Consider the following 24,684-nt stretch of genomic DNA (forward strand, 5'->3'; position numbering starts at 1 on the left):
GCACCGTTGCTTGCTCCTTCGTCGCCTACGCAACGGCGCCTGACCGGCGGGACGGCCGCGAACCGCCGCTGCGCGGCGGACCCTCCTCGAGGTCGGGTCGTGCGGGGCTGGGTTGGTCGGAGAGCTGTGATCGCGAGTCGCGGCCGCTCCTTGATCGCCGGTAGCCGTCGCTTCTCGGGGGTACGGGGAAGACCGGCGCCGTCTCCGCATCGCGTCGAAGAGCCCGCCGACGTGGGCACGTGTTCGCCAACGCGGGGCGGGGCGGGCCCGCGGAAGTGACCGCGCGATGTCGGGGTTTCGACCGCCGTCGTCCGCGCCGCTACTATCGGGCCCCGTGGTAGAGACGATCGTGCGGCAGGGGCATCCGCCCAAGGATGCTTCGGAGCCCGCACGACGGGCCCGGCTCGGCGGGTGGGCCCGCATCGTCGCGCTCGTCGCCGCCCTCATCGGTGTGCTGAGCGCGGTCGCCATCCCGTTCCTGCCGGTCCGGGTCGACACCGCCACGGTGTCCTGGCCGCAGCGCGGCGCGACCACCTCGATCGAATCACCGCTGGTCGCCTACGCGCCCGCGGCGCTGTCGGCCACCGTGCCGTGCGCCGCGCTGAGCACGCTCGCCGAGAGCGGTGGCGTCGCCGTGTCGACGATTCCCCGCCAGTCGGCCGACATGGAGAAGTACGGCTTCGTCGTCAAGGTCGTCGCCGACACTCCCGACCGGCCCGGCCGCGTCGACGTGGTGTCGCGCTCGACACTGCTGTGGACGGCGCCGCTCGCCGACGTGCTCGGCAACACCTGCGCGATCTCCGTCGCGATCTCACCTCAGGAAGCCGCCGTCACCGCGACGGGTCTCGGTGCGTCCGGCGCGACCGTGCCCGCCGACCTGCGACCCCAGGTGGTCGGCGTCTTCAGCGAGCTGACCGGCGCACCGCCGGCCGACCTCGCGGTGCAGGTGGTAGCCGATTCCCGCTACACGACGTCACCGACCTGGATCAAGCTCGCCGCGATCGTGCTGTGCCTGCTCGCGACCGCGCTGTCGCTGTTCGCCCTGCACCGGCTGGACGCCCTCGACGGCCGCGCGGCCCGCCGGTTCCTGCCGCAGCGCTGGTGGCGGCTGCGCCCGGTCGACTGGCTGGTGTTCGCGGTCCTGGTCGTGTGGCATTTCATCGGCGCCAACACCTCCGACGACGGCTACATCCTCGGCATGGCCAGGGGCGCTCGCAGTTCCGGCACCATGTCGAACTACTACCGCTGGTTCAGCGTCGACGAGGGCCCGTTCTACACGCCCTACACCGACATCATCGGCTGGATCACCCATATCTCCGCCGTCAGCCCGCTGGTCCGCCTGCCCGCCCTCGGCGCCGGCCTGCTCACCTGGTGGCTGATCAGCCGGGAAGTGCTGCCCCGGCTCGGCGTCGCGGTGCGCCGTCAGCGGGTCGCGACCTGGACCGCCGCGCTGGTGTTCCTGGCCTTCTGGCTGCCCTACAACAACGGTCTGCGCGCGGAATTCGTGGTCGCGCTCGGCGTGCTGGTCACCTGGGTCTCGGTCGAACGAGCCATCGCGACCCGGCGGCTGCTGCCCTTCGCCGTCGCGGTGATCGTCGCCGCGTTCACCCTCACCGGCGCGCCGTCGGGCCTGATCTGCCTCGGCGCGCTCGTGGCGGGCGCGCGCGTCGTCACCGCGGTCGTCGTGCAGCGGGCGAAGGCGGTCGGCTATCTCGCGCTGCTGCTGCCGATCCTGGCGGCGGGCACGGTGGTGCTGACCGTCGTGTTCGCCGACCGGACCCTGGCCGGTGTGCTGGAGATGTTCGAGGTGCACGGCAAGATCGGGCCGGGGGAGTCCTGGTTCTTCGAGTTCCTGCGCTACCAGTACCTGCTGCAGCTCAATGCCGACGGCTGGCTGACCCGGCGCTTCGGCGTGTTCGCCATGCTGCTCGGCCTGATCGTGTGCACCGCGGTCATGCTGCGCCGCGGCGGCCACATCCCGGGCACCGCGGTCGGCCCGACCCGGCGCATGCTCGGTATCACCCTGGCCGCCATGGTGCTGATGATGTTCTCGCCCACCAAGTGGACCCACCAGTTCGGCGTGTTCGCCGGTCTGGCCACCTGCGTCGCCGCGGTGACCGCGGTCGCGGTGAGTTCGGATGTGCTGCGGCCGTTGCGTAATCGCGCGCTGTTCGCCGCCGCGGTCTTCTTCGCCATGGCCATGACCTTCGTCGGCGCCAACGGCTACTGGTATGTGTCCTCGTGGGGAATTCCCTGGTGGGACAAGCCGCCGACCGTCGCGGGCTTCGGCCTGTCGACCGTGTTCGCCGGCCTGACCTTCCTCGCCCTCGCTGTCGCCGCGTGGTTCCACATCCACCCGAACCCGAAGCCACGGGCGGGGCGGCTGGCGGCGGTGCCGGTCCTGGCCGTCGCGGCCGCGCTGATGGTGCTGTTCGAGCTGGCCTCCTTCGCGAAAGCCACGATCGCCCAGTACCCCGCCTATTCGGTGGCGAGCTCCAACTTCGACGCCGCGTTCGCGGGCGGGTGCGGCATGGCCGACGAGGTACTCGTCGAGACCGACCCGAACGCGTCCATGCTGGCCCCGCTGACCGGCGATGCCGCCACCACGATGGCTGGCGCAGGCTCGACCGGCTTCCGCCCCGACGGCGTCGCCCCCGTGCTGACCTCCGACGAGGTGGAATCGACCACGGGCCAGGCGAATTCGGTGTCCGACGACCCGGACGAGCTGCGTGACGCCTCGACCTCGGCCGGTTCGGAATCCCGGCAGGGCTCACTACAGCTCCCGTTCGGGCTCGACCCGGCGACCACCCCCGTCCTCGGCAGCTACCGTTCCGGCGCACAGGAACCCGCCGCGCTGACCACCGGCTGGTTCCGCCTGCCCGACGGCCCGCGCGGCCCGCTGCTCGCGGTCTCGGTGGCGGGCCGGATCCGGTCGGTCGACGCCGACGGCATCGTGCACCCCGGTCAGGAACTCCTCGTCGAGTACGGCACCGCGGCCCCCGACGGCACGGTCACCGTGACCGGCCAGGTCATGCCGATCGACATCGGCCCCGCCCCGACCTGGCGCAACCTGCGCGTCCCGCTCGACCAGCTCCCCGCCGACACCGGCGTCGTCCGGCTGGTCGCCCAGGACAAGGATCTCGGCCCCGACCAGTGGCTGGCCATCACCCCGCCGCGCATGCCGCAGACCACCACGCTCAACGCGCTCGTCGGCCGCGACACCCCGGTCCTGCTGGATTGGGCTGTGGGCCTGCACTTCCCGTGCCAGAACCACCTGCCCACCTACAACGGGATCTCGGCCCTGCCCGAATACCGCGTCCTGCCCGACCGCAACGGCGCCACCATCACCAACCTGTGGCAGGGCCACGACGGTGGCGGCCCGCTCGGCTGGACCCAGCTCCTGTTCACGGCCCGCACCCTGCCGACCTACCTGAACAACGACTGGGACCGGGACTGGGGCTCGATCGAGCAGTACCTGCCCCTGGACAACGGCGCGGTGCCCGCGAACCCGGCGGTCGACTCCGACAACCGTTGGGGGACATGGACTCCGGGCCCGATCATCACGGCCTGGTAAGCCCGACCTGTGCGATCGAACGCACGCGCTGTCAGCTTGCGCTGAGCATTCACCCATCGGGGATGGTGAACGTTCAGCGCGGCGACCGGCCCGGGCTCGTCAGGGGGCGTATGCGGCGATGCGCTGCGCCAGATCGGGCAGGTCCGCGCCGGTCAGGCCGGGGTAGCCGTGCAGCATGGCCCGCCACCTGGCCGGGACGGCGGAGGCGCCCCAGCGGGCGCCGAGCAGTCCACCCGCGATGGCGGCCGTGGTGTCGGTGTCGTTGCCCGCGCGGACACAGGCTTCCAGGGCGCGGGGCAGGTGCTCCGGCGTCGACTGGTCGGTGGTCGTGATCGCCCACCAGGCGGTCTGTAAGGCGTGCACCACCCAGCCGTTGTTCGGGAAGTCGTCGGGGGTGCCCTTTTCGGCCTCGTCCAGGCGCTCGGTCCAATACTCCGATTGTGCTGAGCCGCCGACGTATTCGCGCACCCCACCGAAGTCCGCGTTCAGCACCGCATGCCGCACCGCGTAGGTCCATATCTTGCACGCCTCGATGGCATGCTCGTCGTGATGCGTGAGCATCCCGACCCGCCCCGCCGCCGCGACACATTCGTCCGCGTCGTCGAGATAGGCGAGCGCCACCGGCGCGGTCCGCATCAACGACCCGTTCCCGCCGGTCCGCCCGGTCAGCGACATCGCCACTCCCTGCATATCCAGCGCGGAAGAAGGCCTGGCCGACAATACATTCCGAGTCTGATTCCCGATATCCGGCGGCTTCGAGTCGAACCACGCGACAAACCCCGCCGCCACCGCATCCAGATCGATCCCCGGCCCGTTCACCGCCGCCAGCACGATCGCCAGCGCCATCGACGTATCGTCGGTCCACTCACCCGGCGCCCAATCGAACGGCCCACCGCCGACCATATCGATCACCACCCCCGCCCCCGGCTTGGTGAACTCATACCCCGCCCCCAGCGCGTCCCCCGCGGCCCCACCGACGAGCACCCCAGCCACCCGATCGGAAAACCCCGCATCCTGCACAGAACCCACCCCTCTCGGGCACCACTCTCCGATTATCCAGCTCCCGACCCTACCGGTCGGCTTGTGAGACACACCAAGCTTTCGCCCCGGCGCGCCCGCCCGTACCGACACTCACCGCTGCCATGACGTCAACCGCATCGACCGGTGGAATCCCCAGGCATCGCCGATGATGTCGGACAGGCCTGTCTTCTGCGGCGACCATCCGAGCTGCTGGTGGGCTTTCGCCGATGACGCGATGCAGACCGCCGGGTCGCCCGGACGCCTGCCCTCGATGTCGATCGGGAAGTCCGAACCTGTCACGGCCCGGACGGCATCGATGACTTCCCGGTTGGAGAAGCCTCGGCCGTTACCCAGATTGAAGATCTCATGTTCGCCGGGCCGCACCGCATCGAGCGCGAGCGAGTGCGCATCCGCGAGGTCGGCGACGTGAACGTAGTCGCGAATGCAGGTGCCGTCGTCGGTCGGGTAGTCCGTGCCGAAGAGCGTGAACCGCGGCCGCTCGCCGGCGGCGACCTGGAGCAGGATCGGAATCAGATGCGACTCGGGATCGTGGCGTTCACCGAGGTGCACTCCGTCGCCGGTCACCACAGCGCCCGATGCGTTGAAGTAGCGCAGCGACGCCGCGCCCAGCGTGGCCGATGCCCCGCATTCTCCGGCGATCAGCTGGTCGACGGTGGCTTTGGTGGCCGCGTACGGGTTCTTCGGTCGCACCTCGGCGTTTTCGTCGAAGGCGGTGCTGCCGTCGCCGGTGTACATGCTGCCGGTGCTGGAGAAGATCAGCCGCGGCACGCGTGCGTGGCGGATCGCGCGCAGCAACGCCAGCGACCCTTCGATGTTGTTGTGCCAGTACTTCTCGGGATTCTGCACCGATTCGGCGACCTCGATCGACGCGGCGAAATGCAGCACACCGTCGAATTCGGCGTCGGGAGTCAGGATCTCGGCCACATCGTGCACCGACATCTCGTGGAACGCCGCCTCGGCCGGCACGTTTTCCCGGAAGCCGGTGGCGAGGTTGTCGAGCACGTGGACCTCGTGGCCTGCGGCAACGAGGTGGTGGGCGGTCACGCCGCCGATGTATCCGGCGCCGCCGGTCACGAGCAGTTTCACGGTCGGTCTCCTTGTGTCCTCGCGGCGCTGTCGCCACCGGTGTTCATCGAATTCCGAAGTTGAGTGGTCCAGGGGTCCATCGCGCAGAACGATTGACGGTACTGGTGTCGAGTTCTGCCGGTGTCGCGGTGCGATCGAAGGGGACGAGGCGGTGGATCTCACCCCAATTGCGTTTCCAATCATTGTTCAAATAGGAGGGCATGACTTCGGCGCGGGTCACGAGTTCGGTGTAGCCGAGCGGACCGCCGGAGGTGTGGCTCTGCCAGTTGCTGGTCATGATCGCCGCAGAGAACTCGGGCAGGATGCGGTATTCGGGGATCTCGGCTACTCCGTTGCGGTGTCTCATCGGCTGCTGGCAGGGAAATTGCAGGCCGACAAGCCAATCCAGGAGCACTGGGCGGGTGTGGCCGACCAGCTCGTCGAGCGTGCGCAGGTCGGGGACACGGGGTGGTGTCACGGCGACCCATTGCTCGGCATCGGAGCTGTCGACGGTGGCGACGATGCGAACCAGGTCCGCTTGGGCGGGCAACTGCTGCAAAGGAACACGCAGGTTGCGCCACGAAGGTTGGAGCACGCTGACGTCGTCGGGAGTGATGCGCCCGAGCGATCGAATCTCGGTGGGGCCGCCGGTGCCGTATTCGATCTGAACATGTTGGCCGAGGACCGGCAGGTTGTCGAGATCGGTCGAGGCGACGCGCCCGGCGGCCGCGATCGCGAGGATCTCGCCACGGTTGCCGCTCGCATCGGGGGACGGCAGCCGGTACCAGCCGGAGACGAGAGTTTTCGTGACACCCGGGCTGCCGTAGCTGCCGAGTACGGGTGTGGTGGCCGGATTCAGTCCGAACGGGAGCGGAATCGTACTGCCGTTGATGCCGTGTGGAATCGACCCGCCCGCGCCACCGCTGCCGTCTGTCGATCCGGATTTGGTGGTCGTTCCCGCACTGCCAAGCGATTGGCCGACCGAGGCAGCGGCCGCGTCGGAGGCGTCGGGAATCAGATCGTTGGTGTTGACGCCGTTCGGGGTGAAGCCGTCGGTCTCCACGCCCAACGCGGTCGCCGCATCGCCGGACAACGGTGGCAGCAGACCTGCGTTCGGGTCGGGCTCGACGAGGACGTCGTTCGCGAGACCACAGGGTTCTCCGGCGAGCGCGGACAGGTTCGATTTCGCCAGCGAGTACGCCGGATACTGGTCGATTCCGGCTTTGATGAACGAGGCGACCTCGAAGGCGACGACCATCGCCACCGCCAGCGTCAGGACGGGAATCCGGCGGTGTGTCCGGTGTTCGGCTTGCCGGAACGGTTCCCGGATATGCAGCCATCCCGCGATGCCGACCAGCACGACGGCGACGCCGAGCAATACGGTGCCCGCGCCGATGCCGCTGACCGATATCGGCTTGTCCCACCACGGAATTCCGTAGCTGGCCACGTACCACCAGCTGTTCGAGCTGGTGAACGACACCGCCAACACGGCGAAAACCGCGGCCGCGAAGAGTGCGCGATTACGTGGTGACCGCACGACCCGCGGGCCCGCGGCGACGGCAGCAACGACCGCGACCGCGCCGGCGAGCCCGGCGAACACCCCCATGTGGTGGGTGAACTTGGTCGGCGACAGCGCCATCAGCGGAATCGTGGCGATGGTGGTGCCAAGAATGCGACGGGTCGGCCCGGCGGCCAGACCGGGGATCCTGCCGCCGTGACGCAGCAGCGCCAGCACCGAAACAGCAAGGGTAAGGAACAGCAGCAACATGGCGAACCGGCGCGCCATCGAACCGTCCGGCCCTGCCTGGAACAGAGATTGATAGACGAGAGTTTCGTCGTACCACGGCATATTCGGACCGACAACAGAGTGTGCGTCACTCATCGCCGCGACTTCGGAAATCGGCTGTCCGGCAAACACGATCGCCAAAATCGACAGTCCTACCGCCACCGCGGGCGCGAGCACCGCCAGGTAGCCGACACGGCGGGCCCGCTCGACGATGATCTGCACCAGCGGGCGAGCACCGGCAAGCAGCGCCGCGAAACAGATCAGGCCGGCGGGGTTGGTAACCACCGCCAGCGCGGCCGGAATCAGGGCCACCGCGGCGGGCGTGAGACGTCGAGTCGCCAACGTGCGTTCCATCGACACCCAGACCAGCAACACACCGAGCGCCACCGCGGGCTCGGGCCGAAGGCCGTTGTTGTACGGCAGCCAGAACGCGAGCAACGCCAGGCCACCGGCCCAGATCGCCGCCTTATCCCCGCGCGCGGCGATACCGAGCCGCGGCACAACCTCCCTGCTGACAAGGAACCAGCACACGATGCCGAATATCAGCTCAGGCAGCCGCACGACGATGCTCGCTGTCGATATCTGCGCCAGCCAGCCGATGACGAGGTCGTAGGGAATCCCGATCGGCGTTTCGGGAACGCCGAAATAGGCGAAGTAATTCGCCAGGTACCCCGCGTGCCCTGCCGTTCGGGCCATACCGAGGATATAGCCGTCGTCGGCGGTACCTGCGCCGATGAAATACCACAGGACCAGCGTGCCGACGACGACTCCGTCCACCCACCGCGGCCGCCACCACCGCTGCGGAAGGACGCGGCGGTTGCGGCGCCCGTCGAGGCAATCGAGCCGATGCAAGGCGAACAATGCCAGCGCCGCGGCCACGAGAACGCCGATGATCGCGATCAGTTTGACCATCGTGGGAGAGGTCGTGAAACGAGAATCGATCTCCACCTCGGTAAGCATTCCCGCAGGCACATCGCCGGTCAGGTCGGTGAATATCCCCACCAGCTGCGGCCGGAGATCACCCTCGACGACCACGGGATCGGAACCACTGAGCTCGACCGAAGTCTTTGCGCTGGTCGATACGACCGAAATCCGGCAGTTCGTGGCCAAGTCCGCAACAGCGGTGTCCATCAAGGTTTTATTGCGCAGCACAACCTGCAGTCGGCGCCCGCTGTCGGCCGACGAGACGAGCACGTTCAAGCCGTAATGCCACGCCTGCCCGGATGCGGGCGGAACCGTCGCCACCAGAGTTCCGCCACGTGGACTCAGTCCGGAAATCGCCGCACAGGGAATGTTCATCGTGACGCTGACCGGTGAATACGACACCAAAGGCGCAGTCACACTGGCCGCACGACCATCCTGCGGCCATGAGAACGACGCCTGTTGCTGCTGCACCGGAAGCAGCGGCACCGCCACCGCGAGCACCGCGCCGACAATCCCCGCGACAATCGCGACAATTCGCCACAACCGGTCAGAATCTTGCCGCTGGTCTCGGGAATCCACTGGTTGATCGTCGGACGGCCGCCGTCGGCTCAGCACCAAGGTCACGATTTCCGATACTAGCCACCGCGCCGGAAAACGCCTCGGTGCGCCGAATACCCACGGCGGCAATGCACTTCGGCACCGCGAATATTCCGCCGTGAATTCGCCGAAATGCGTGGTTCAGCGCGTGGCGACTTCGCCGGCCGGCTCAGCGACCGACCCCGCACGCCGTGTCCGGCGGGCGCGGCGGAGGGCATCGGTGGTGAAGACGACAAGGGCCGCCCAGATCAGGGCGAAACCCGCCCAGCGAGAGGCGGGCATCGGTTCGTGCATGACGGCGACGCCCCAGGCCATCTGCATACCCGGGGTGAGGTACTGCAGGATGCCCATCATCGAGAGAGGGACGCGCTGGGCCGCGACGGCGAACAGCAGCAGTGGGACGAGGGTGACCGGCCCGGTGGCCAGCATCAGGCCGAAATGCGCGGGGCTGGAGGTGAACTCGCTGCGGCCGGTGGCCAGCAGCACGATCAGGAAGGCCAGGGCGAACGGGACGGCGACGATGCCCTCGGCCGCGATGCCTCGCAGCGCGTCGAGCCGGATCACCTTCTTCACCAAGCCGTAGGTGGCGAACGAGCCTGCCAGGATCAGGGCGATCACCGGCGGCCTGCCGTAGTCGACGGTCAGCACCACCACCGCGAGCGCGCCGAGCCCCAGCGCCACCCACTGCGCCCTGGTGAGCCGCTCCCGGAACAGTGCCACCCCGATGGCGACCGTCACCAGCGGATTGATGAAGTACCCCAGCGCGCACTCAACGATGTGACCGGTGGTGACGCCGAAGACGTACACACCCCAGTTCAGCGACAGCGCCGCGGAGGCGATGGCCGCCATCCGCCAGGTCCTGGCGTCGATCCCGCGCAGCCCACCCAGCCGCCCGGTCACCGTGAGCAGCAGCAACACCACCGCCAGCGTCCAGATGATCCGCTGTGCCACCACTTCGGCGGGCGAGGCGAAGGCCAGCAGCCCGAAGAAGGCGGCGAACAATCCCCAGATCAGATAGGCGCTTGTTCCGAAGACGACACCGGGCGGGGACGAGCTGCGCTGCATTCATCCCATGTTACGACTGACGTAGCCTGACGAGCATGTCCATTTCCGTGCAGGAGCCCGCGGCGACCGGGCTCACCGCAGCACAGGTCGAACAACGACGCCGCGACGGGCGCACCAACGATGTGCCGGCCAGGGCCAGCCGGTCGGTGCGCGACATCGTCCGCGCGAACGTGTTCACCCGCATCAATGCCATTCTCGGTGTGCTGTTCCTGCTGGTGATGTCCACCGGCTCGATCATCGACGGTATGTTCGGCCTGCTCATCGTGGCCAACAGCGCGGTCGGCATCATCCAGGAGATCAGAGCCAAACGGACCCTGGATCAGCTGGCGATCGTCAGCCAGGCCAAGCCGACGGTCCGCCGCGACGGCGTCGCCGAGCAGATCGCGCCGGGTGAGGTGGTGCTCGACGATCTGATCGAGCTCGGGCCCGGCGACCAGATCGTCGTCGACGGCGAGGTGGAGGAAGCCGCCGCGCTCGAGATCGACGAGTCGCTGCTCACCGGCGAGGCCGACCCGATCGACAAGGGCGTCGGCGCCCCGGTGATGTCGGGCAGCTTCGTGGTGTCGGGTTCGGGCGCCTACCGCGCGACCAAGGTCGGCAAGGACGCCTACGCGGCGAAACTGGCCGAGGAGGCCAGCAAGTTCACCCTGGTGCATTCGGAGCTGCGCTCCGGCATCGACAAGATCCTCAAGTTCATCACCTACCTGCTGATCCCGGCGGGCGCGCTGAGCATCTACAACCAGCTGGTCTCCAGCAAGGAATCCTGGCGGCCCGCGGTGTCGGGCATGGTCGCCGCGCTGGTGCCGATGGTGCCGGAGGGTCTGGTGCTGATGACCTCGATCGCGTTCGCGGTCGGCGTGGTGCGCCTGGGCAAGCGCAACTGCCTGGTGCAGGAACTGCCCGCGATCGAGGGTCTGGCCCGGGTCGACGTGGTGTGTGCCGACAAGACCGGCACCCTCACCGAGAACGGCATGCGCCTGTCGCACATCGAACCGCTCGGCACTTTCGACGAAGCGCAGGTGCGCCAGGCGCTGGCCGCGCTCGCGAGCGACGATCCGCGCCCGAACGCCAGTGTGCAGGCCATCGCCGAGGCACTGCCGGACGCGCCGGGCTGGTCGCAGACCGCCATCGCACCGTTCTCCTCGGCCAAGAAGTGGAGCGGCATCTCCTATGGCGCCCAGGGTGATTGGCTGCTCGGCGCGCCCGATGTCCTGCTCGATCCCACCTCCGCCGACGCCGAGCACGCCGAACAGCTCGGCTCGTCGGGCCTGCGCGTGCTGCTGCTGGCTCGCGGCGACCGCCCGGTCGACGCGGGCGACGCCCCCGGCCGGGTCGAGCCCGCCGCGCTGGTCGTGCTCGAGCAGAAGGTGCGCCCCGACGCCAAGGGGACCCTCGAATACTTCGCGAGCCAGCATGTCTCGATCAAGGTGATCTCCGGCGACAACGCCGTCTCGGTCGGCGCGGTCGCCTCCTCGCTCGACCTTCCCGGCGGCGACCACCCCGTCGACGCGCGCACCCTGCCCGAGGACCGCGAGGAACTCGCCGACGTCCTCGACCGCGACACCACCTTCGGCCGCGTCCGCCCCGACCAGAAGCGCGCCATGGTCGGCGCGCTGCAGTCACGCGGGCACACCGTCGCGATGACCGGTGACGGCGTCAACGACGTCCTCGCCCTCAAGGACGCCGACATCGGCGTCGCGATGGGTGTCGGCAGTCCGGCGACGCGCGCGGTGGCCCAGATCGTGTTGCTGGACAACAAGTTCGCGACCCTGCCGTATGTGGTGGGGGAGGGCCGCCGGGTGATCGGCAATATCGAGCGCGTCTCGAATCTGTTCCTCACCAAGACCGTGTACTCGGTGCTGCTGGCGTTCCTCGTCGGCCTGGCCGGTGTCGGTTCGCAGATCTTCGGCTACGACCCGATCGGCTATCCGTTCCTGCCGCGCCACGTCACGATCGCGGCCTGGTTCACCATCGGTATCCCGGCGTTCATCCTGTCGCTGGCGCCGAACAACGAGCGCGCCCGCACGGGGTTCGTCGGCCGGGTGATGCGCCTTGCGGTGCCATCGGGTGTGGTGATCGGCGTCGCGACGTTCGTCGCCTACCTGATCGCCTACGCCGGTCCGGAAGCCTCGGAGACGCAGAAGGTCCAGGCGGGCACCACCGCGCTGATCACGCTGATCATGATCGCGGTGTGGGTGCTCGCGTTGGTGGCCCGTCCGTATGTGTGGTGGAAGGTGGTGCTGATCGCGGTGTCGGTGCTCGCCTACGTCGCGCTGTTCACGATTCCGTTCACCCGCGAGTTCTTCAAACTCGACCCGTCGAACCCGCGGCTGACGCTGGCCGCGTTCGTGTGCGGCGCGGTGGGCATCGTGCTGGTCGAGCTGGCGTGGTGGGTGCAGTCGCGGCTGTCCGGCAACACCGGCAAGTTCGTTCCAGCGGTCGGGGCCCAGGGCGCTTGACCCACCGCTGACCAGGCCGGGTCTGCCTCGAGAACCCTTGTGCCCGATGAACATTCGGTGTTGGAGTACCTTTGCGCACTATGGAGGTATTGCTGCACCAGATCGACGCGTTCGCCGACGCACCGTTCTCGGGCAACCCGGCTGCGGTCATGCTGCTGCCCAGCTGGCTGCCGGAACAACTGGCCGAGGAGAACGACCTCGCCGAACCCGAATCGCTTCGGACATTCCAGTGACCCCCGACGAGCTGGACGAGCTCTTCTCCCGGCTTCTGGAGCAGATTGATCGGCTCGACTCAGCGGCGCTGGAACTGATGGCAGACGCCTACGATCACGCCGGAGATGTGGACAGGGCGCGCGCCTTGTGGGAGCTGGCGGAACAAGGTGGCGACACCGAACTACCGTAGGTCGGTGCCGCTTTCGGGCCAGCCGAACTCCGTCCGCTACGGCATCCACTCGCACGGTCGCGGGATCGAATGCAGTGCTCCCGCGCCGTGCTGGTTCACCCGGCCCGAGCCTCGGTGACCCGGCTGCGGTCGTCCCGGGTCAGCATGTGCGCAACGTTTGTCTCCGGGGGGATGGAATGGTCGAACTCACTGTGGCTGCCGATCCAGAAGCTGCAAACCACACTGTCCGGCGAACATCAGAAGGACACGAGCGCCCTCGGCACGCTAGGTTCCGGACTGGGGACCGCGGCCGCCGCGTACCAGAATTCCGATGAGCATCACGCTGTCTCGATCAACCAGGCCGGGGCGACCGTGACCGACGGGCAGGGTGTCGCGCCGACAAGCCTGGCCGGGGACGTCCGCCGATTCACCGGCCTGCAGCAGCTCAGCCTGCAGAACGTGGAGGAAGCCCAGTACACGGTCCGCCAGGTCGTCACCGGCTGCGTCGAGCTGCTCACCTCCTACGACGAGCCGCTCGGCCGGACCATCGGCATCAAGCCCGTCGCCGAGGCCGCGACCGCGTTCGGAGCTACCGCGACCACCCTCGGACAGTCGTTCGACACCCGCAGCATCGATCTCGACGCGGTCTCCAAGATCGTCGAGAACGGGGCGTTACTGCTCGAACGGCTTGTCTACAACCAGGCCGCGGACCTGGCGGGCTCCCTCACGAAGCGCATGACTTTCGCCAATTTCATGCTCCCCCTGGCCAGTTGGGCGCAGCTGATCGACCAGCGATGGACGAGCCGACCAAATCTCAGATCACCTCCGCCGTCGACGCGCTGAAGAAGTCGGCCGCGACTCGCCAGGACGCGATAACGACCACGATCCAGCGGATCTCCGGCGCCCTGGGCTACGAGTCCGGCCGCACCGCCCCGGTCTACAACGCGAGCGAATTCGAACTCCCTGAGAAGGTGATCGTCGACCTGGGCGCCATTCGGTACGGATACGGCGACAACGTGTGGTTCGAACATGCCGTCTCCTTCTGACCCAGCTACTCCGGTCGGGTCAGTCGGGCGCGAATCCGTTGACCTCGAATGAAATCACGACAGCGGCGACCGCGGCAGCGCCGAGGACGAACGTCACCGTGGACGCCAGTGCGAAAACCCGGACGCGCCGCCACCAGGACAATGCCAATCCGGCGGGAATCGCGACGAGTACCGGAACCATCCACGTTATCCAATACCACGGCGAGATCGGTTCCGTGTCGCCTCGGTATTTCTTGGGAGTCGCCGTGAGCTCGGGGACGTCGAAGACGTTCTGCAGCAGCGCGACCAAGGGGAAATAGGCGATCACCGCCAGTATGCCGCCGGTGATGACTCCGAAGGTCGCTGGGACCAGCACATCATCCGTCCTGCTGTTCTTGTCAGTCATATCCCCACCTATTTCGAACCCGACCAGGAATGCACCGCACCGGAACCGTAGATCAGGAACGACTTGGCAAGGCCGAGTTCCTCGCTCTGCGCCATGGTGTTCACGGCGGCCTGGGCCATGTTGCCGCAGTCGGCGTCGGTATGGAAATCGTAGATATCGCCAGATGTGGGACTGCTGCCTCAGCTCGATCTGATGTGATCCGGCCGAACCTGGATGGGCGACCACCACGGTGGTCGCCCGGCTTATCGCGGCCTCCTTGTTGTCGGAGATTGCCACGGGGCAGGTTGAAATCGCGGAGTTGTTGTACGCGTGGCGGTCTTCGCTGATCCAATTTTCGATCGTCGATTCCTCCAGCACGTAGTCATCGCCGGCCACGCGATAATAGTGATCGAACAATTTTTTGGCGACGGGCGATCTCTCGAGCTGAAGTAGATCCCCACGGCCGCCGCTTGGGTGGCATTGGCTTGAATCAAATCGCCGGTGAAATCGCGAATTGTCTTCCAGGGGTTCGATGGTCAATTGCGGTGGCGCCGATCCTGTTGCGGTGCAGTGCGTCCGGGTTATCGGCACGATTTCGCGGCAGCTCGCGGTTGTGTTCGGAGTCTCGAAGTCTGCCGCGGCCCGGATGATCGATGACCTTGGGCGGACTACTCGGTGGGAACCGGTGCGTCGTCGGGAGTCGGGGCGACCACGCCGGTGGCTTCCGGCAGCAACGGCGCCACCGCGAAACGCCCGGCAATCGCGTCGGCGGGCAGTACCTGCACCGCCCGGACGCCGGGTTGTGCTGCCAGCTCACGTAATTGAGGGAGCGTGCCGCGCACCACGAGTCCGGCCGTGCACGCGCAGTCTTCGCGCAGCCTGGCCTCGGTGACCCGGGCGATGTCGGCGCCGCGCTGATCGCGGTACCGCTGCGCGGCGAGCAGGCCCGCCGCGGCGTCGGCGGACCTCACCGCGGGTTCGTCGCCCGCGGGGGTGGCGACGGTGATCACCGGTGTCTGCACCCGGTCGATCGGCACGTGCTGGATCACGCCGGAGATCCGCAATCCGCCGGCGGCGGCCGGGATCTGTTGCGGGGTGAGGTATTCGGTGAACGACACCAAGGCCCAGTGGAGGTCGGTGTCGTCGCCGGTCAGCGAGTTTCGCGAGTCGTTCAGGTAGTCCTCGACCCGCTCGCCCTGGGCCGGACCGAGCCGATCGGTCGTGATACCCGTGGATGGTCGCGGATTCACGATGCCGAGCACCACGACGACCACGGCCAGCACCACCGCCGCGGCCAGGATCAGCGGGATCCGCCAGGGTGATCGCCGCTCCGAGTCGGGCTCGGTGCCCCCGCGGTCGTCCGGCACCGTGTCCGGCGCCGGTTCGGACGACCGCGGGTCGTCAGGCATTGCGTAGTACGTCCAGGGCGTTCGCCAGGTCGTCGGGGTACTCGCTGGTGATCTCGAGCCAGCGACCGTCGGCGGGATGGTGGAAGCCGAGCTGACGGGCGTGCAGCCACTGCCGTTCCAGGCCGAGGCGCTTGGCCAGGGTCGGGTCGGCGCCGTAGGTGAGGTCACCGCAGCACGGGTGGCGCACGGCCGAGAAGTGCACCCGGATCTGATGGGTGCGGCCGGTCTCCAGGTGGACGTCGAGCAGGCTGGCCGACTGGAACGCCTCGACCGTGTCGTAATGGGTGACGCTGGGACGCCCGTCGCCGGTGACCGCGAACTTCCAGTCGTTGCCGCGCGCCCGCCCGATCGGCGCGTCGATGGTGCCGCTGCTCGGATCGGGATGTCCCTGCACGAGTGCACGATACTGCTTGTCGACCGTGCGCTGCTTGAAGGCGCGCTTGAGCGCGGTGTAGGCGTGTTCGGATTGGGCGACGACCATCACGCCGGAGGTGCCGACGTCGAGCCGGTGCACGATGCCCTGGCGTTCGTGCGCGCCGGAGGTGGAGATGCGGTAGCCCATGGCGGCCAGCCCGCCGACCACCGTCGGCCCGGTCCAGCCGACGCCGGTGTGCGCGGCGACGCCGACCGGCTTGTCCACCGCGACGATGTCGTCGTCGGCGTAGAGGATCTTCATCCCCTCCACGGGGGTGGCCTCGACGACCAGCTCCCGCTTGGGTTCGGGGAACACCACTTCCAGCCAGGCACCCGCGGTCAGCCGGTCGGACTTGCCCGCGGCGACACCGTCGAGCTGCACCGAGCCCTCCTCGGCCAGCGCGGCCACCGCGGTGCGCGACAACCCGAGCAGCCGGGACAGGCCCGCGTCGACGCGCATCCCGTCCAGCCCGTCGGGCACTGGCATCGTCCTGGTTTCTCTCATGCGGTCTCCTCGCTGGTGTGTTTGCGACCGCTGCGGGTCCCGTCCGGTTCGAAACCGAACACGGTGAGCGCGACCAGCAGGATCGCCCCGCACACGATGGCCGAGTCGGCGACGTTGAACACCGGCCACCAGCCGACGGCGACGAAATCGACGACATGGCCCTGCAGCGGGCCGGGGTAACGGAAGATCCGGTCGACCAGGTTGCCCAGCGCGCCGCCGAGCACCATGCCGAGGCCGATCGCCCACCACAGCGAGCGCAGCGTGCGCCCGATCCGGATGACGCCGACCACCACCGCGGCGGCGATCAGGGTCAGCAGCCAGGTCATGCCGGTCGCCATCGAGAACGCCGCGCCCGGGTTGCGCACCAGGGTGAACCGCGCGAAATCGCCGATGATCGGCACCGATTCGCCGGGATCGATGAAAGCCACGGCGAGGCATTTGGTCAGCAGGTCGAGCCCGAACAGCACGACCGCGATGATCAGCAGCATCGGCAACCGGCGGGGACCAGCGGGTTTGGCCGTGCCCGCGGTCTTCGGCGCGGCGTCGGTCGCCGGTGCCGCTGCGTCGTCGCCGGTCTCGGGAACGCCAGCGTTGTCGGTTGGCCGGTCTTCACTCACGCGACCATCATTCCCTAGTGGTGATCGGTGCTGCGCCGCGGTGCCCGGGATCCCAGCTGTTACTCAGGAAGCGGTCGTACGCTGATGGCTGTGACGGTGTTGTCTAGTTCTCGCTTGCCCCGCATCGCGCGCCCCGGGGTGTTACTGGTGGCGCTCGTGCTCGGGTTCGCGACCTTCGGCGCCGGGTGCGCCGACCGGTCGGCGTCGCCGGCCGACGTGGAGGGCACCGAGCCGCTCGGCATCGGTAAGGAAGTGACGGTGCCGATCTCGGCGGCCGTCACCACGCTGGTGTCGGCGGGCGACGAGCCGCGCGATCTGCTGCGTCCGCGCTACGCGGTCGGCACGACCCAGGAGGTGACGCTGCGCACCGACTACCGCATCCAGCAGCAGGTCAACGATCAGCCCGCCCGCGATTTCTCGCCCGCCGCGCTGACCATCCCGATGACGGCCTGCGCGGGCGACGACGGCGTCGACCTCACCGTCGGCACCGTCACCACCCCCGACCCGGCCCTGAACAAGGCGTTCACCACCGCCGACGGCTCCCACGCCGGCCTGGAGATGAGCGATCTCGGCGCGATCACCGAGCTGCGTCTGGCGCCGTCCCCCGACACCCCGAATACGGCACGCGCGGCGCTGGAACAGGCCTTCTATCAGGCCGTGTACCGCTCGATCGCGTTCCCGGACGAGCCGGTCGGCGTCGGCGCGGTGTGGACGGTGCATCAGGAGATCACCGGCGGCGTCACCCTCGACCAGATCACCACGGCCACCCTGACCAGTCGCGACGGCGACCGGCTCACCATTGATCTCCAGGTGAGTCAGACCCCGACCGACAACGTCTGGATGCTGCCCAACGACGCCGGCGCCCTCGACATCGACGGTTACGTCATGGAGGGCACCGGCACGATCACCGTCGACCTCGGTCTACCGCTTCCGGTGTCGGGGGCGATCGAGGTCGGCGGTCAGCAGATCTACCGGGACTCGCGCAGCGTGAGCACCCTCGTGCAGACGCAGTCGACCCGCGTCTCCTGGACCGAATGATGCGTTCGGCTCTGCTGCGCGCGAGCGCGGTCGCCTCGGCGTGCGCCGTGCTCGCCGGGTGTGGGTCCGACGACGATTCCACCGGTTCTTTCCCCTCGGCGGTCACCGCGGCGCCGGGCTCGGGCACGGTCGTCCGTGATGCAGCGCAACTGTCGGCGAGCCTGCTGGCGGCGGGCGATCTACCCGGGGAGTTCAGCGTCGTGCCACCGCGCACGCCGGCCGGCGACACCGCCGTCCCACCCGCGGCGCCGACCGACCCGCCCGACTGCGGACGCCTGCTCTCGCCGATCGCCGAACAGTGGCCGGGGTCATCGGCCGCCGCGTCGGTCCAGTTCGCCGGGCCGAGCTACGCCACCATCGATATCGACGCCGCGAGCTATCCCGATGCCGCCCTGTCCGCGGCTTTCGACGCGCTGCAGGCACAGCCGCGTCGCTGCGTCACCTACTCCGGCGACGACGCGGGCGTGCATATCGACTACCGCACCACCGCGCTGACCCAGCCGGCAGCGGGCGACGCGAATTCGGCCTTCACCCTCACCGCCACCAGCGAGGGCCTGACGCTCACCTCGGCGACGGCCCTGGTCCAGGTAGGCAACACCCTGGTCCAGGTCGTGGTGACCGCGCCGGAATCCGTCGACCCCGGTGTGCTGGCCGACCTGACCGCCGCGCAGGTGCGCAAACTGCGCGGCTGAGCCGTCACCCGGTGACGGGTACCGCGAGCTTGCCGCCGAGATGGGCGATATAGCCGCGCACCTCGTCGGCCGAGCGATCGGGCAGCCCGAAGACCGTCTCGGTGACGCCGAGTTCGGCCCACTGCGCGAGCTGGGCGGCATCGTGGCGGCCTGCGAGCGCGATCACCCGCGGCGTCCCCTCGCGGCCCGCTTCCCGCCACACCCGGTGCAGCAGGGCGATCTTGTCGCCGAGGTCGCCCTCGGTCGGGGTGGTGATCCAGCCATCGGCGTGGCGGGCGAGCCAGCCGAAGGACTTCTCGGTGCCGCCAGCGCCGAGCAGGACCGGGATGGTCGGGCTGATCGGCTTCGGCCACGACCAGCTCGGCCCGAAACGCACGAACTCGCCGTCGAATTCGGCTTCCTCCTGCGACCAGATCGTGCGCATCGCGTCCAGGTTCTCGCGCAGCACAGTGCGGCGCTTCTTCGGGTTGACACCGTGGTGGGCGAGTTCGTCGGTGTTCCAGCCGAATCCGACGCCCAGCTCCACCCGGCCGCCGGACAGGTGATCGAGCGAGGCGATGGTCTTGGCGAGGGTGATCGGATGATGTTCGGCGGGCAGCGCGACCGCCGTCGACAGCGTGATCCGCTCGGTGACCGCGGCCGCGGTGGCCAGCGCGACCCAGGGATCGAGCGTGCGCAGGTACCGGTCGTCGGGCAGTGACGAGTCACCGGTCTGGGGATGGGCCGCGGCGCGCACCACCGGGATGTGGGTGTGCTCGGGCACGTAGAACGCGTCGAATCCGGCGTTCTCGGCCGCCGACGCGGCGTCGGCGGGCGTGATGCCCCGGTCACTGGTGAACAACACGAGCCCGTACCGCATGTTCCGGCCCTCCGGATCAGACAACAAAACTGAAACAAGTTCTATCAGTCTTTCGGGCCTGCCGGAAGGCCACGGACCCGACAGCCTTTCCCCGGCAGGGCGAGGAGAATAGGCTCGAACGGTCCGAGCATCAACCTCGACCCGGAGGTATCCGATGTCTGATGTTTCCCCCTTTCCCGAAGGCTATCCGCGCATCTGTCCCGGCCTTTCGTGCGCGGGCGCGGCGGCCGCGATCGACTTCTACACCGCGGTCTTCGGCGCCACCGAACGCATGCGCATGCCCGGCCCCGGTGGGACCGTCGCGCACTGTGAACTGCTCGTCGGCGACTCTGTTCTCATGATCGGCGACCCGGCACCCGAGATCGGCTTCCCCGATCCGAAGGAGGTCGGCGGTTCGCCGGTCAACCTGATGGTCTACGTGCCCGATGCCGACGCCGCCTTCGCGGCCGCTCTCCAGGCGGGCGCCACCGAGATCAACGCGATGACCGACCAGTTCTACGGCGACCGCAGCGGCTCCTTCGAAGACCCGTGGGGCCATCGCTGGACCGTGGCCACCCACATCGAAGACGTGTCGGAGGAGGAGATGCGGCGGCGCATGGAGGAGATGATGAACGCGGCGGGCTGATCAGGCCGCCACGATCGAATCACCCTCCACCCGTATCGGTTTCGGCGGCAGCGGCTGGGTGGCCGGACCACCGCTGACGCTGCCGTCGAGCCCGAACCGGCTCCCGTGGCACGGGCAGTTGACGGTGCCGTCGGAGACATTCCCGACCGTGCACCCCGCGTGCGTGCACGTGGACGACAGGCCGACGAAATTGCCCGCGGTCGGCTGGGTGATCACGGTGTCACCGACGATCACCCCGCCCCCGACCGGCACGTCGGCCGTCTTGGCGAGCTCGCCCGCAGGCCCGCCGACCGGCGCCTGCGCGCCCGCGGGCGCACCGTCCTTCTCCTCCGAACAGGCGGTCAGCGCCGCGGTCGCCACGAGTACCCCGGCGCCGACCATCACCGCCCTGCGGTCGATCCGCATCTCATTGCTGGTCATGGTGGAACTCCGATCACACCTGTCGCTATGAGCCACCGGTCGGCCGGACCCGACCCGCTCCTTACCGATTCAACGTGACCCACCCGCCCCGGGTTCGAACCCGCGCCGAATCAGTGGAGACCTCGGGGGATTCCCTGATGTGGGTAGGTGGCAGGCGGGCTTACCGTCACACAGGTGAAGGCGATCGTGCAGCGGGTATACGGCTCATCGGCGATGTTGAGCGTGGCGGAGGTCGAGCGGCCCGAGCCGGCGGAGGGGCAGGTGCTGGTCCGGGTGCGGGCGGCCTCGGTGAACGCGCGGGACTGGCATGTCATGCGGGGCGATCCGCTGATCGCGCGGTGGATGGATCGGTCGGTGTTCGCGCGGCGCGGGCCCGCGCAGCCGATCAACGGCGGCGATTTCGCGGGGATTGTCGAGTCGGTCGGGGCGGGGGTGACGGATCTGCGGCCGGGGGACGAGGTGTACGGGGAATCGATCAGCGGCGCGTTCGCCGAATACCTCGCGGTGGACGGGTCGGTGGTCGGCCCGAAACCGGCGGGGCTGACCTTCGAGGAGGCGGCGACGCTGCCGTTGGCCGCCAATACCGCGCTGACCCTGCTGCGCGACGTCGAGGCGGGGCAGCGGGTGCTGATCATCGGTGCCTCCGGCGGTGTCGGCACCTTCGCCGCGCAGATCGCGCTCGCCGCGGGCGCGGAGGTGACCGGAGTGTGCAGCACCCGCAATGTCGACCTGGTCCGTGAACTCGGTGCGCACCAGGTGGTCGACTACACCCGCGACACGGTGACCGGACGCTACGACACCGTGCTCGACCTGGCGGGCAGCCGCGCCCTGCGCGAGCTGTTGCGCCTGGTCGAGCCGACCGGCACCCTGGTGCTGTCCGGCGGCGGGAACTACAGCGGGGGAACCACATTCGGTCCGATCGGACTGATGGCCCGTGCCCAGCTGAGCCGCCCGTTCGTGCGCCCGGCGATCCGGGTCCCGCTCGCACGGCAGAGCCGCGAAGCACTCGCCGAACTCCGCGAACTCGTCGACACGGGCAAGGTACGTCCGATCATCGACCGGACGTACCCTCTCGACGAGGTCCCCGCCGCGATCCACTACATGGAAACCGAACACGCCAGGGCGAAGATCGCCATCACCGTCGGCTGAACGCGATCACTGCAACCGGAACTCCATCATCGCGATCGCGTCGTCGACCGCGGTGGTGAGGTTCGCCAGCCGGGTGTGTGGATCCGGTGCCGACAGCGCCGCCTGCCGATCGGTGGGGCCGATCGGCAGCCTTGCGGCTAGTTCGTACGACCGGGTTGTCGGGTCGTCGGAGAGATCCTCCAGCGACGCCGACGGCGGTGGCTGCCGGATGCCGGAGCGGCGGGCGAGCCGCGCGGTCAGGATGTGCAGGCGATCGGCGCGTTTGCGCAGGTCCGCGAGCAGATCGGTATCGTCGGCGCCCACTTCGTCCGGCCATACCCGCACCTCGGCCTGTGGATACGGCGCGTCGGTGAGCCACTGCTCGACGCGGATGCGGTCGGTGCCGAGACAGCGCAGCCGGAACCGTGCGCCCGACAGTTCGACGACGTCGGTGATCCGGGCGACGACGCCGACATCGGTGCGCACGTCACCGCCGCCGACCTCGTGCCCGCGCGCGATGAGGACGACGCCGAACTCCGGTTCCCGGCGTCCGTCGAGGCAGTCCTCGACCAGCGCGACATAGCGCGGTTCGAAGATCTGCAGCGACAGCGGCTCGCCGGGCAGCAGGACCGCCCCCAGCGGAAACATTGGAATCTCCACCGTCACAGCATGCCCGGTATCCCGCGTGCCGTGCCGGTCCGACATGCTCGGCCGCCGTTCATCCCTTCGCGATCGCCTCGAACACGGTCGGGTCGACCATGGTGGAGGTGTCGCCCAGTTCGCGGCCCTCGGCGACGTCGCGCAGCAGCCTGCGCATGATCTTGCCGCTGCGGGTCTTGGGCAGTTCCGGCACGAGATGGATCTCGCGTGGCCGGGCGATCGGGCTGATCTCCACCGAGACGGCGGCCTTGAGCTCGGTGACCAGCGTGTCGTCCGGCGCGGCCGATCCGGTGAGGATGACGAACGCGACGATGCCCTGACCGGTCGTCGCGTCGCTCGCGCCGACCACGGCGGCCTCGGCCACGGCCGGATGTCCGACGAGCGCGGATTCGACCTCGGCGGTGGAGATCCGGTGACCGGAGACGTTCATGACATCGTCGACGCGCCCGAGGATCCACAGGTCGCCGTCGGCGTCGAGCTTGGCGCCGTCACCGGCGAAATACCAGCCCTCGGAAGCGAAACGCTGCCAATAGGTTTCGCGGTAGCGATCCATGTCGTTCCAGATGCCGCGCAGCATCGACGGCCACGGCTGATCCAGCACGAGCAGACCCGAGGCGTCGTTGCCGAGCGGCGTGCCGTCGTCGTCGACGACCTTGGCCGAGATTCCCGGCAGCGGTGCGGTGGCCGCGCCCGGCTTGGTCACGGTGAGGCCGGGCAGCGGGGAGATCATGATGGCGCCGGTTTCGGTCTGCCACCAGGTGTCGACGATGGGGGTTGTGTTGGCGCCGATGACGTCTCGGTACCAGCGCCAGGCTTCGGGGTTGATGGGTTCGCCGACGGAGCCGAGCAGTCGCAGGGTGGACAGGTCGTGGGCGTCGGGGATCTCGCGGCCCCACTTCATGAAGGTGCGGATCAGCGTCGGGGCGGTGTAGTAGATGGTGACGCCGTACTTTTCGATGATCTCGAAGTGACGGTGCTCGTTGGGGGAGTTGGGAGTGCCTTCGTAGACGACCTGGGTGGCGCGGTTGGCGAGGGGTCCGTAGACGATGTAGCTGTGGCCGGTGACCCAGCCGATGTCGGCGGTGCACCAGTAGACGTCGTGGCCTGCTTTGTGGTCGAAGACGTTGTGGTGGGTGTAGGCGGTTTGGGTGAGGTAGCCGCCGGTGGTGTGCAGGATGCCTTTGGGTTTTCCGGTGGTGCCGGAGGTGTAGAGGATGAACAGGGGGTGCTCGGCGGGGAATGCCTGTGCTTCGTGTGAAGGCGAAGCGAGAGAAACGGTTTCGTCCCACCACAGATCGCGAACCTCGGTCCACGGCACATCCAGACCCGTGCGCCGCACCACCAGCACATGCTCGACCGAGGACGGATCGTCGCCCAGCGCCTCGTCGACCGCCGACTTCAACGGTGCGGGCTTACCGCGCCGCCACTGCCCGTCGGTCGTGACGATCAACCGCGCCTGCGCGTCGTCGACCCGCTGGCGCAGCGCCGTCGGCGAGAAACCGGCGAACACCACCGAATGGGTGAGACCCAAACGCGCACAAGCCAACATGGTCACGATCGCCTCGGGCACCATCGGCATGTACACCGCGACCCGATCGCCCGCCACCAGGCCGAGCGCGGTGAAAGCATTGGCGGCTCGTGAGACGTCGTCGAGCAACTCCTGATAGGTGATGGCGCGCGAATCGCCCGGTTCACCCTCCCAGTGGATGGCGACCTGGTCGCCGTGCCCGTCGACGACATGCCGGTCGACGCAGTTGTAGGCGACATTGAGCTCACCGTCGGCGAACCAGCGCGCCACCGGGGCCTCGCTCCAGTCCAGCACCTGGGTGAAGGGCTTGTGCCAGTGCAGCCGGTTGGCCTGCTCGGCCCAGAAACCGTCGCGATCGGTCAGCGCCCGCTCGGCGAGCGTGGCGTCGGCATTGGCCTGCGCGACGAACTCCGCGGCGGGCGGATAGCTGGTCGCGTGGTCGGGTCGGGTGGGGTCGGTGACTGCACCGGTCACGAGAAATCTCCT

Annotated in this window: 21 protein-coding genes and 1 pseudogene; 10 read left to right on the top strand and 12 right to left on the bottom strand. The window is 68.5% G+C overall.

What is annotated here, in order from left to right; translation table 11 throughout:
• Positions 1-334: 334 nt before the first annotated feature.
• The gene (locus ACWF82_RS28995) at positions 335-3,574 is read left to right on the top strand and encodes an arabinosyltransferase domain-containing protein (protein WP_452506278.1); all 3,240 of its coding nucleotides are present in this window, start codon (positions 335-337) and stop codon (positions 3,572-3,574) included.
• 99 nt (positions 3,575-3,673) lie between these two features.
• On the opposite strand, the gene ACWF82_RS29000 is transcribed toward ACWF82_RS28995, so the two are convergent.
• From ACWF82_RS29000 to rarD, 4 genes are all read right to left on the bottom strand, one after another.
• Positions 3,674-4,603, bottom strand: coding sequence for an ADP-ribosylglycohydrolase family protein (locus ACWF82_RS29000; protein ID WP_452506279.1), 930 nt, complete (start codon positions 4,601-4,603; stop codon positions 3,674-3,676).
• 102 nt (positions 4,604-4,705) lie between these two features.
• Positions 4,706-5,701 (bottom strand): UDP-glucose 4-epimerase GalE, encoded by a 996-nt coding sequence (galE, locus tag ACWF82_RS29005; protein ID WP_452506281.1) that lies wholly within the window; start codon positions 5,699-5,701, stop codon positions 4,706-4,708.
• Positions 5,702-5,744: 43 nt separating this feature from the next.
• Complete coding sequence (locus ACWF82_RS29010) at positions 5,745-9,014, bottom strand: arabinosyltransferase domain-containing protein (RefSeq protein ID WP_452506283.1); 3,270 nt, start codon at positions 9,012-9,014, stop codon at positions 5,745-5,747.
• A gap of 114 nt (positions 9,015-9,128) precedes the next feature.
• The gene (gene rarD, locus ACWF82_RS29015; protein ID WP_452506285.1) at positions 9,129-10,052 is read right to left on the bottom strand and encodes an EamA family transporter RarD; all 924 of its coding nucleotides are present in this window, start codon (positions 10,050-10,052) and stop codon (positions 9,129-9,131) included.
• A gap of 35 nt (positions 10,053-10,087) precedes the next feature.
• Between rarD and ACWF82_RS29020 the strand changes: the two genes are divergently transcribed.
• The 5 genes and pseudogenes from ACWF82_RS29020 to ACWF82_RS29040 all read left to right on the top strand — a co-directional run bounded on the left by ACWF82_RS29020 (position 10,088) and on the right by ACWF82_RS29040 (position 13,939).
• Positions 10,088-12,511: a cation-translocating P-type ATPase gene (locus ACWF82_RS29020; RefSeq protein ID WP_452506287.1), complete on the top strand. Its 2,424-nt coding sequence runs from the start codon at positions 10,088-10,090 to the stop codon at positions 12,509-12,511.
• An 80-nt stretch (positions 12,512-12,591) separates the two neighbouring features.
• Positions 12,592-12,717 (top strand): annotated as a pseudogene (locus tag ACWF82_RS29025) (isomerase); the annotation flags it as partial.
• Positions 12,718-12,740: 23 nt separating this feature from the next.
• On the top strand, positions 12,741-12,914 hold the full coding sequence (locus tag ACWF82_RS29030; RefSeq protein WP_452506289.1) for a hypothetical protein: 174 nt from the start codon (positions 12,741-12,743) through the stop codon (positions 12,912-12,914).
• 171 nt (positions 12,915-13,085) lie between these two features.
• Positions 13,086-13,736, top strand: a complete 651-nt coding sequence (locus ACWF82_RS29035) for a hypothetical protein (protein ID WP_452506291.1) — start codon at positions 13,086-13,088, stop codon at positions 13,734-13,736.
• On the top strand, positions 13,688-13,939 hold the full coding sequence (locus tag ACWF82_RS29040; RefSeq protein ID WP_452506293.1) for a hypothetical protein: 252 nt from the start codon (positions 13,688-13,690) through the stop codon (positions 13,937-13,939). The genes ACWF82_RS29035 and ACWF82_RS29040 overlap by 49 nt, the downstream gene beginning before the upstream one ends.
• 19 nt (positions 13,940-13,958) lie before the next feature.
• On the opposite strand, the gene ACWF82_RS29045 is transcribed toward ACWF82_RS29040, so the two are convergent.
• From ACWF82_RS29045 to lspA, 4 genes are all read right to left on the bottom strand, one after another.
• On the bottom strand, positions 13,959-14,699 hold the full coding sequence (locus ACWF82_RS29045; RefSeq protein WP_452506295.1) for a hypothetical protein: 741 nt from the start codon (positions 14,697-14,699) through the stop codon (positions 13,959-13,961).
• 272 nt (positions 14,700-14,971) lie between these two features.
• Entirely contained in the window at positions 14,972-15,712 is a 741-nt protein-coding gene (locus tag ACWF82_RS29050) for a hypothetical protein (protein WP_452506297.1), read from the bottom strand.
• Positions 15,705-16,631 carry an RluA family pseudouridine synthase gene (locus tag ACWF82_RS29055; protein ID WP_452506299.1) on the bottom strand — a complete coding sequence of 309 codons (927 nt, stop codon included), beginning with the start codon at positions 16,629-16,631 and terminating at the stop codon, positions 15,705-15,707. Before ACWF82_RS29055 ends, ACWF82_RS29050 begins: the two co-directional genes overlap by 8 nt.
• Positions 16,628-17,248, bottom strand: coding sequence for a signal peptidase II (lspA, locus tag ACWF82_RS29060; protein WP_452506301.1), 621 nt, complete (start codon positions 17,246-17,248; stop codon positions 16,628-16,630). Before lspA ends, ACWF82_RS29055 begins: the two co-directional genes overlap by 4 nt.
• 84 nt (positions 17,249-17,332) lie before the next feature.
• On the opposite strand from lspA, the gene ACWF82_RS29065 reads away from it, so the two are divergent.
• Entirely contained in the window at positions 17,333-18,286 is a 954-nt protein-coding gene (locus ACWF82_RS29065) for a hypothetical protein (protein ID WP_452506303.1), read from the top strand.
• A complete protein-coding gene (locus tag ACWF82_RS29070) occupies positions 18,283-18,978 on the top strand; it encodes a hypothetical protein (protein ID WP_452506304.1) in 696 nt (231 codons plus the stop codon). The genes ACWF82_RS29065 and ACWF82_RS29070 overlap by 4 nt, the downstream gene beginning before the upstream one ends.
• Before the next feature lie 4 nt (positions 18,979-18,982).
• Here the strand turns inward: ACWF82_RS29070 and ACWF82_RS29075 are convergent, their stop codons facing one another.
• Entirely contained in the window at positions 18,983-19,837 is an 855-nt protein-coding gene (locus tag ACWF82_RS29075) for a TIGR03619 family F420-dependent LLM class oxidoreductase (protein WP_452506306.1), read from the bottom strand.
• Between the two features lie 154 nt (positions 19,838-19,991).
• Between ACWF82_RS29075 and ACWF82_RS29080 the strand changes: the two genes are divergently transcribed.
• Positions 19,992-20,462, top strand: coding sequence for a VOC family protein (locus ACWF82_RS29080; protein WP_452506308.1), 471 nt, complete (start codon positions 19,992-19,994; stop codon positions 20,460-20,462).
• Here ACWF82_RS29080 and ACWF82_RS29085 read toward each other — a convergent pair whose 3' ends face one another.
• Complete coding sequence (locus tag ACWF82_RS29085; RefSeq protein WP_452506310.1) at positions 20,463-20,882, bottom strand: QcrA and Rieske domain-containing protein; 420 nt, start codon at positions 20,880-20,882, stop codon at positions 20,463-20,465.
• A 174-nt stretch (positions 20,883-21,056) separates the two neighbouring features.
• Here ACWF82_RS29085 and ACWF82_RS29090 point away from each other — a divergent pair, with 174 nt between their 5' ends.
• Positions 21,057-22,031, top strand: a complete 975-nt coding sequence (locus ACWF82_RS29090) for an NAD(P)-dependent alcohol dehydrogenase (protein WP_452506312.1) — start codon at positions 21,057-21,059, stop codon at positions 22,029-22,031.
• Between the two features lie 6 nt (positions 22,032-22,037).
• Here ACWF82_RS29090 and ACWF82_RS29095 read toward each other — a convergent pair whose 3' ends face one another.
• Positions 22,038-22,670: an LON peptidase substrate-binding domain-containing protein gene (locus ACWF82_RS29095; protein ID WP_452506314.1), complete on the bottom strand. Its 633-nt coding sequence runs from the start codon at positions 22,668-22,670 to the stop codon at positions 22,038-22,040.
• Positions 22,671-22,728: 58 nt separating this feature from the next.
• The gene (acs, locus tag ACWF82_RS29100; protein ID WP_452506315.1) at positions 22,729-24,672 is read right to left on the bottom strand and encodes an acetate--CoA ligase; all 1,944 of its coding nucleotides are present in this window, start codon (positions 24,670-24,672) and stop codon (positions 22,729-22,731) included.
• Positions 24,673-24,684 lie beyond the last annotated feature (12 nt).

The organism is Nocardia sp. NPDC055053, from assembly GCF_053608285.1.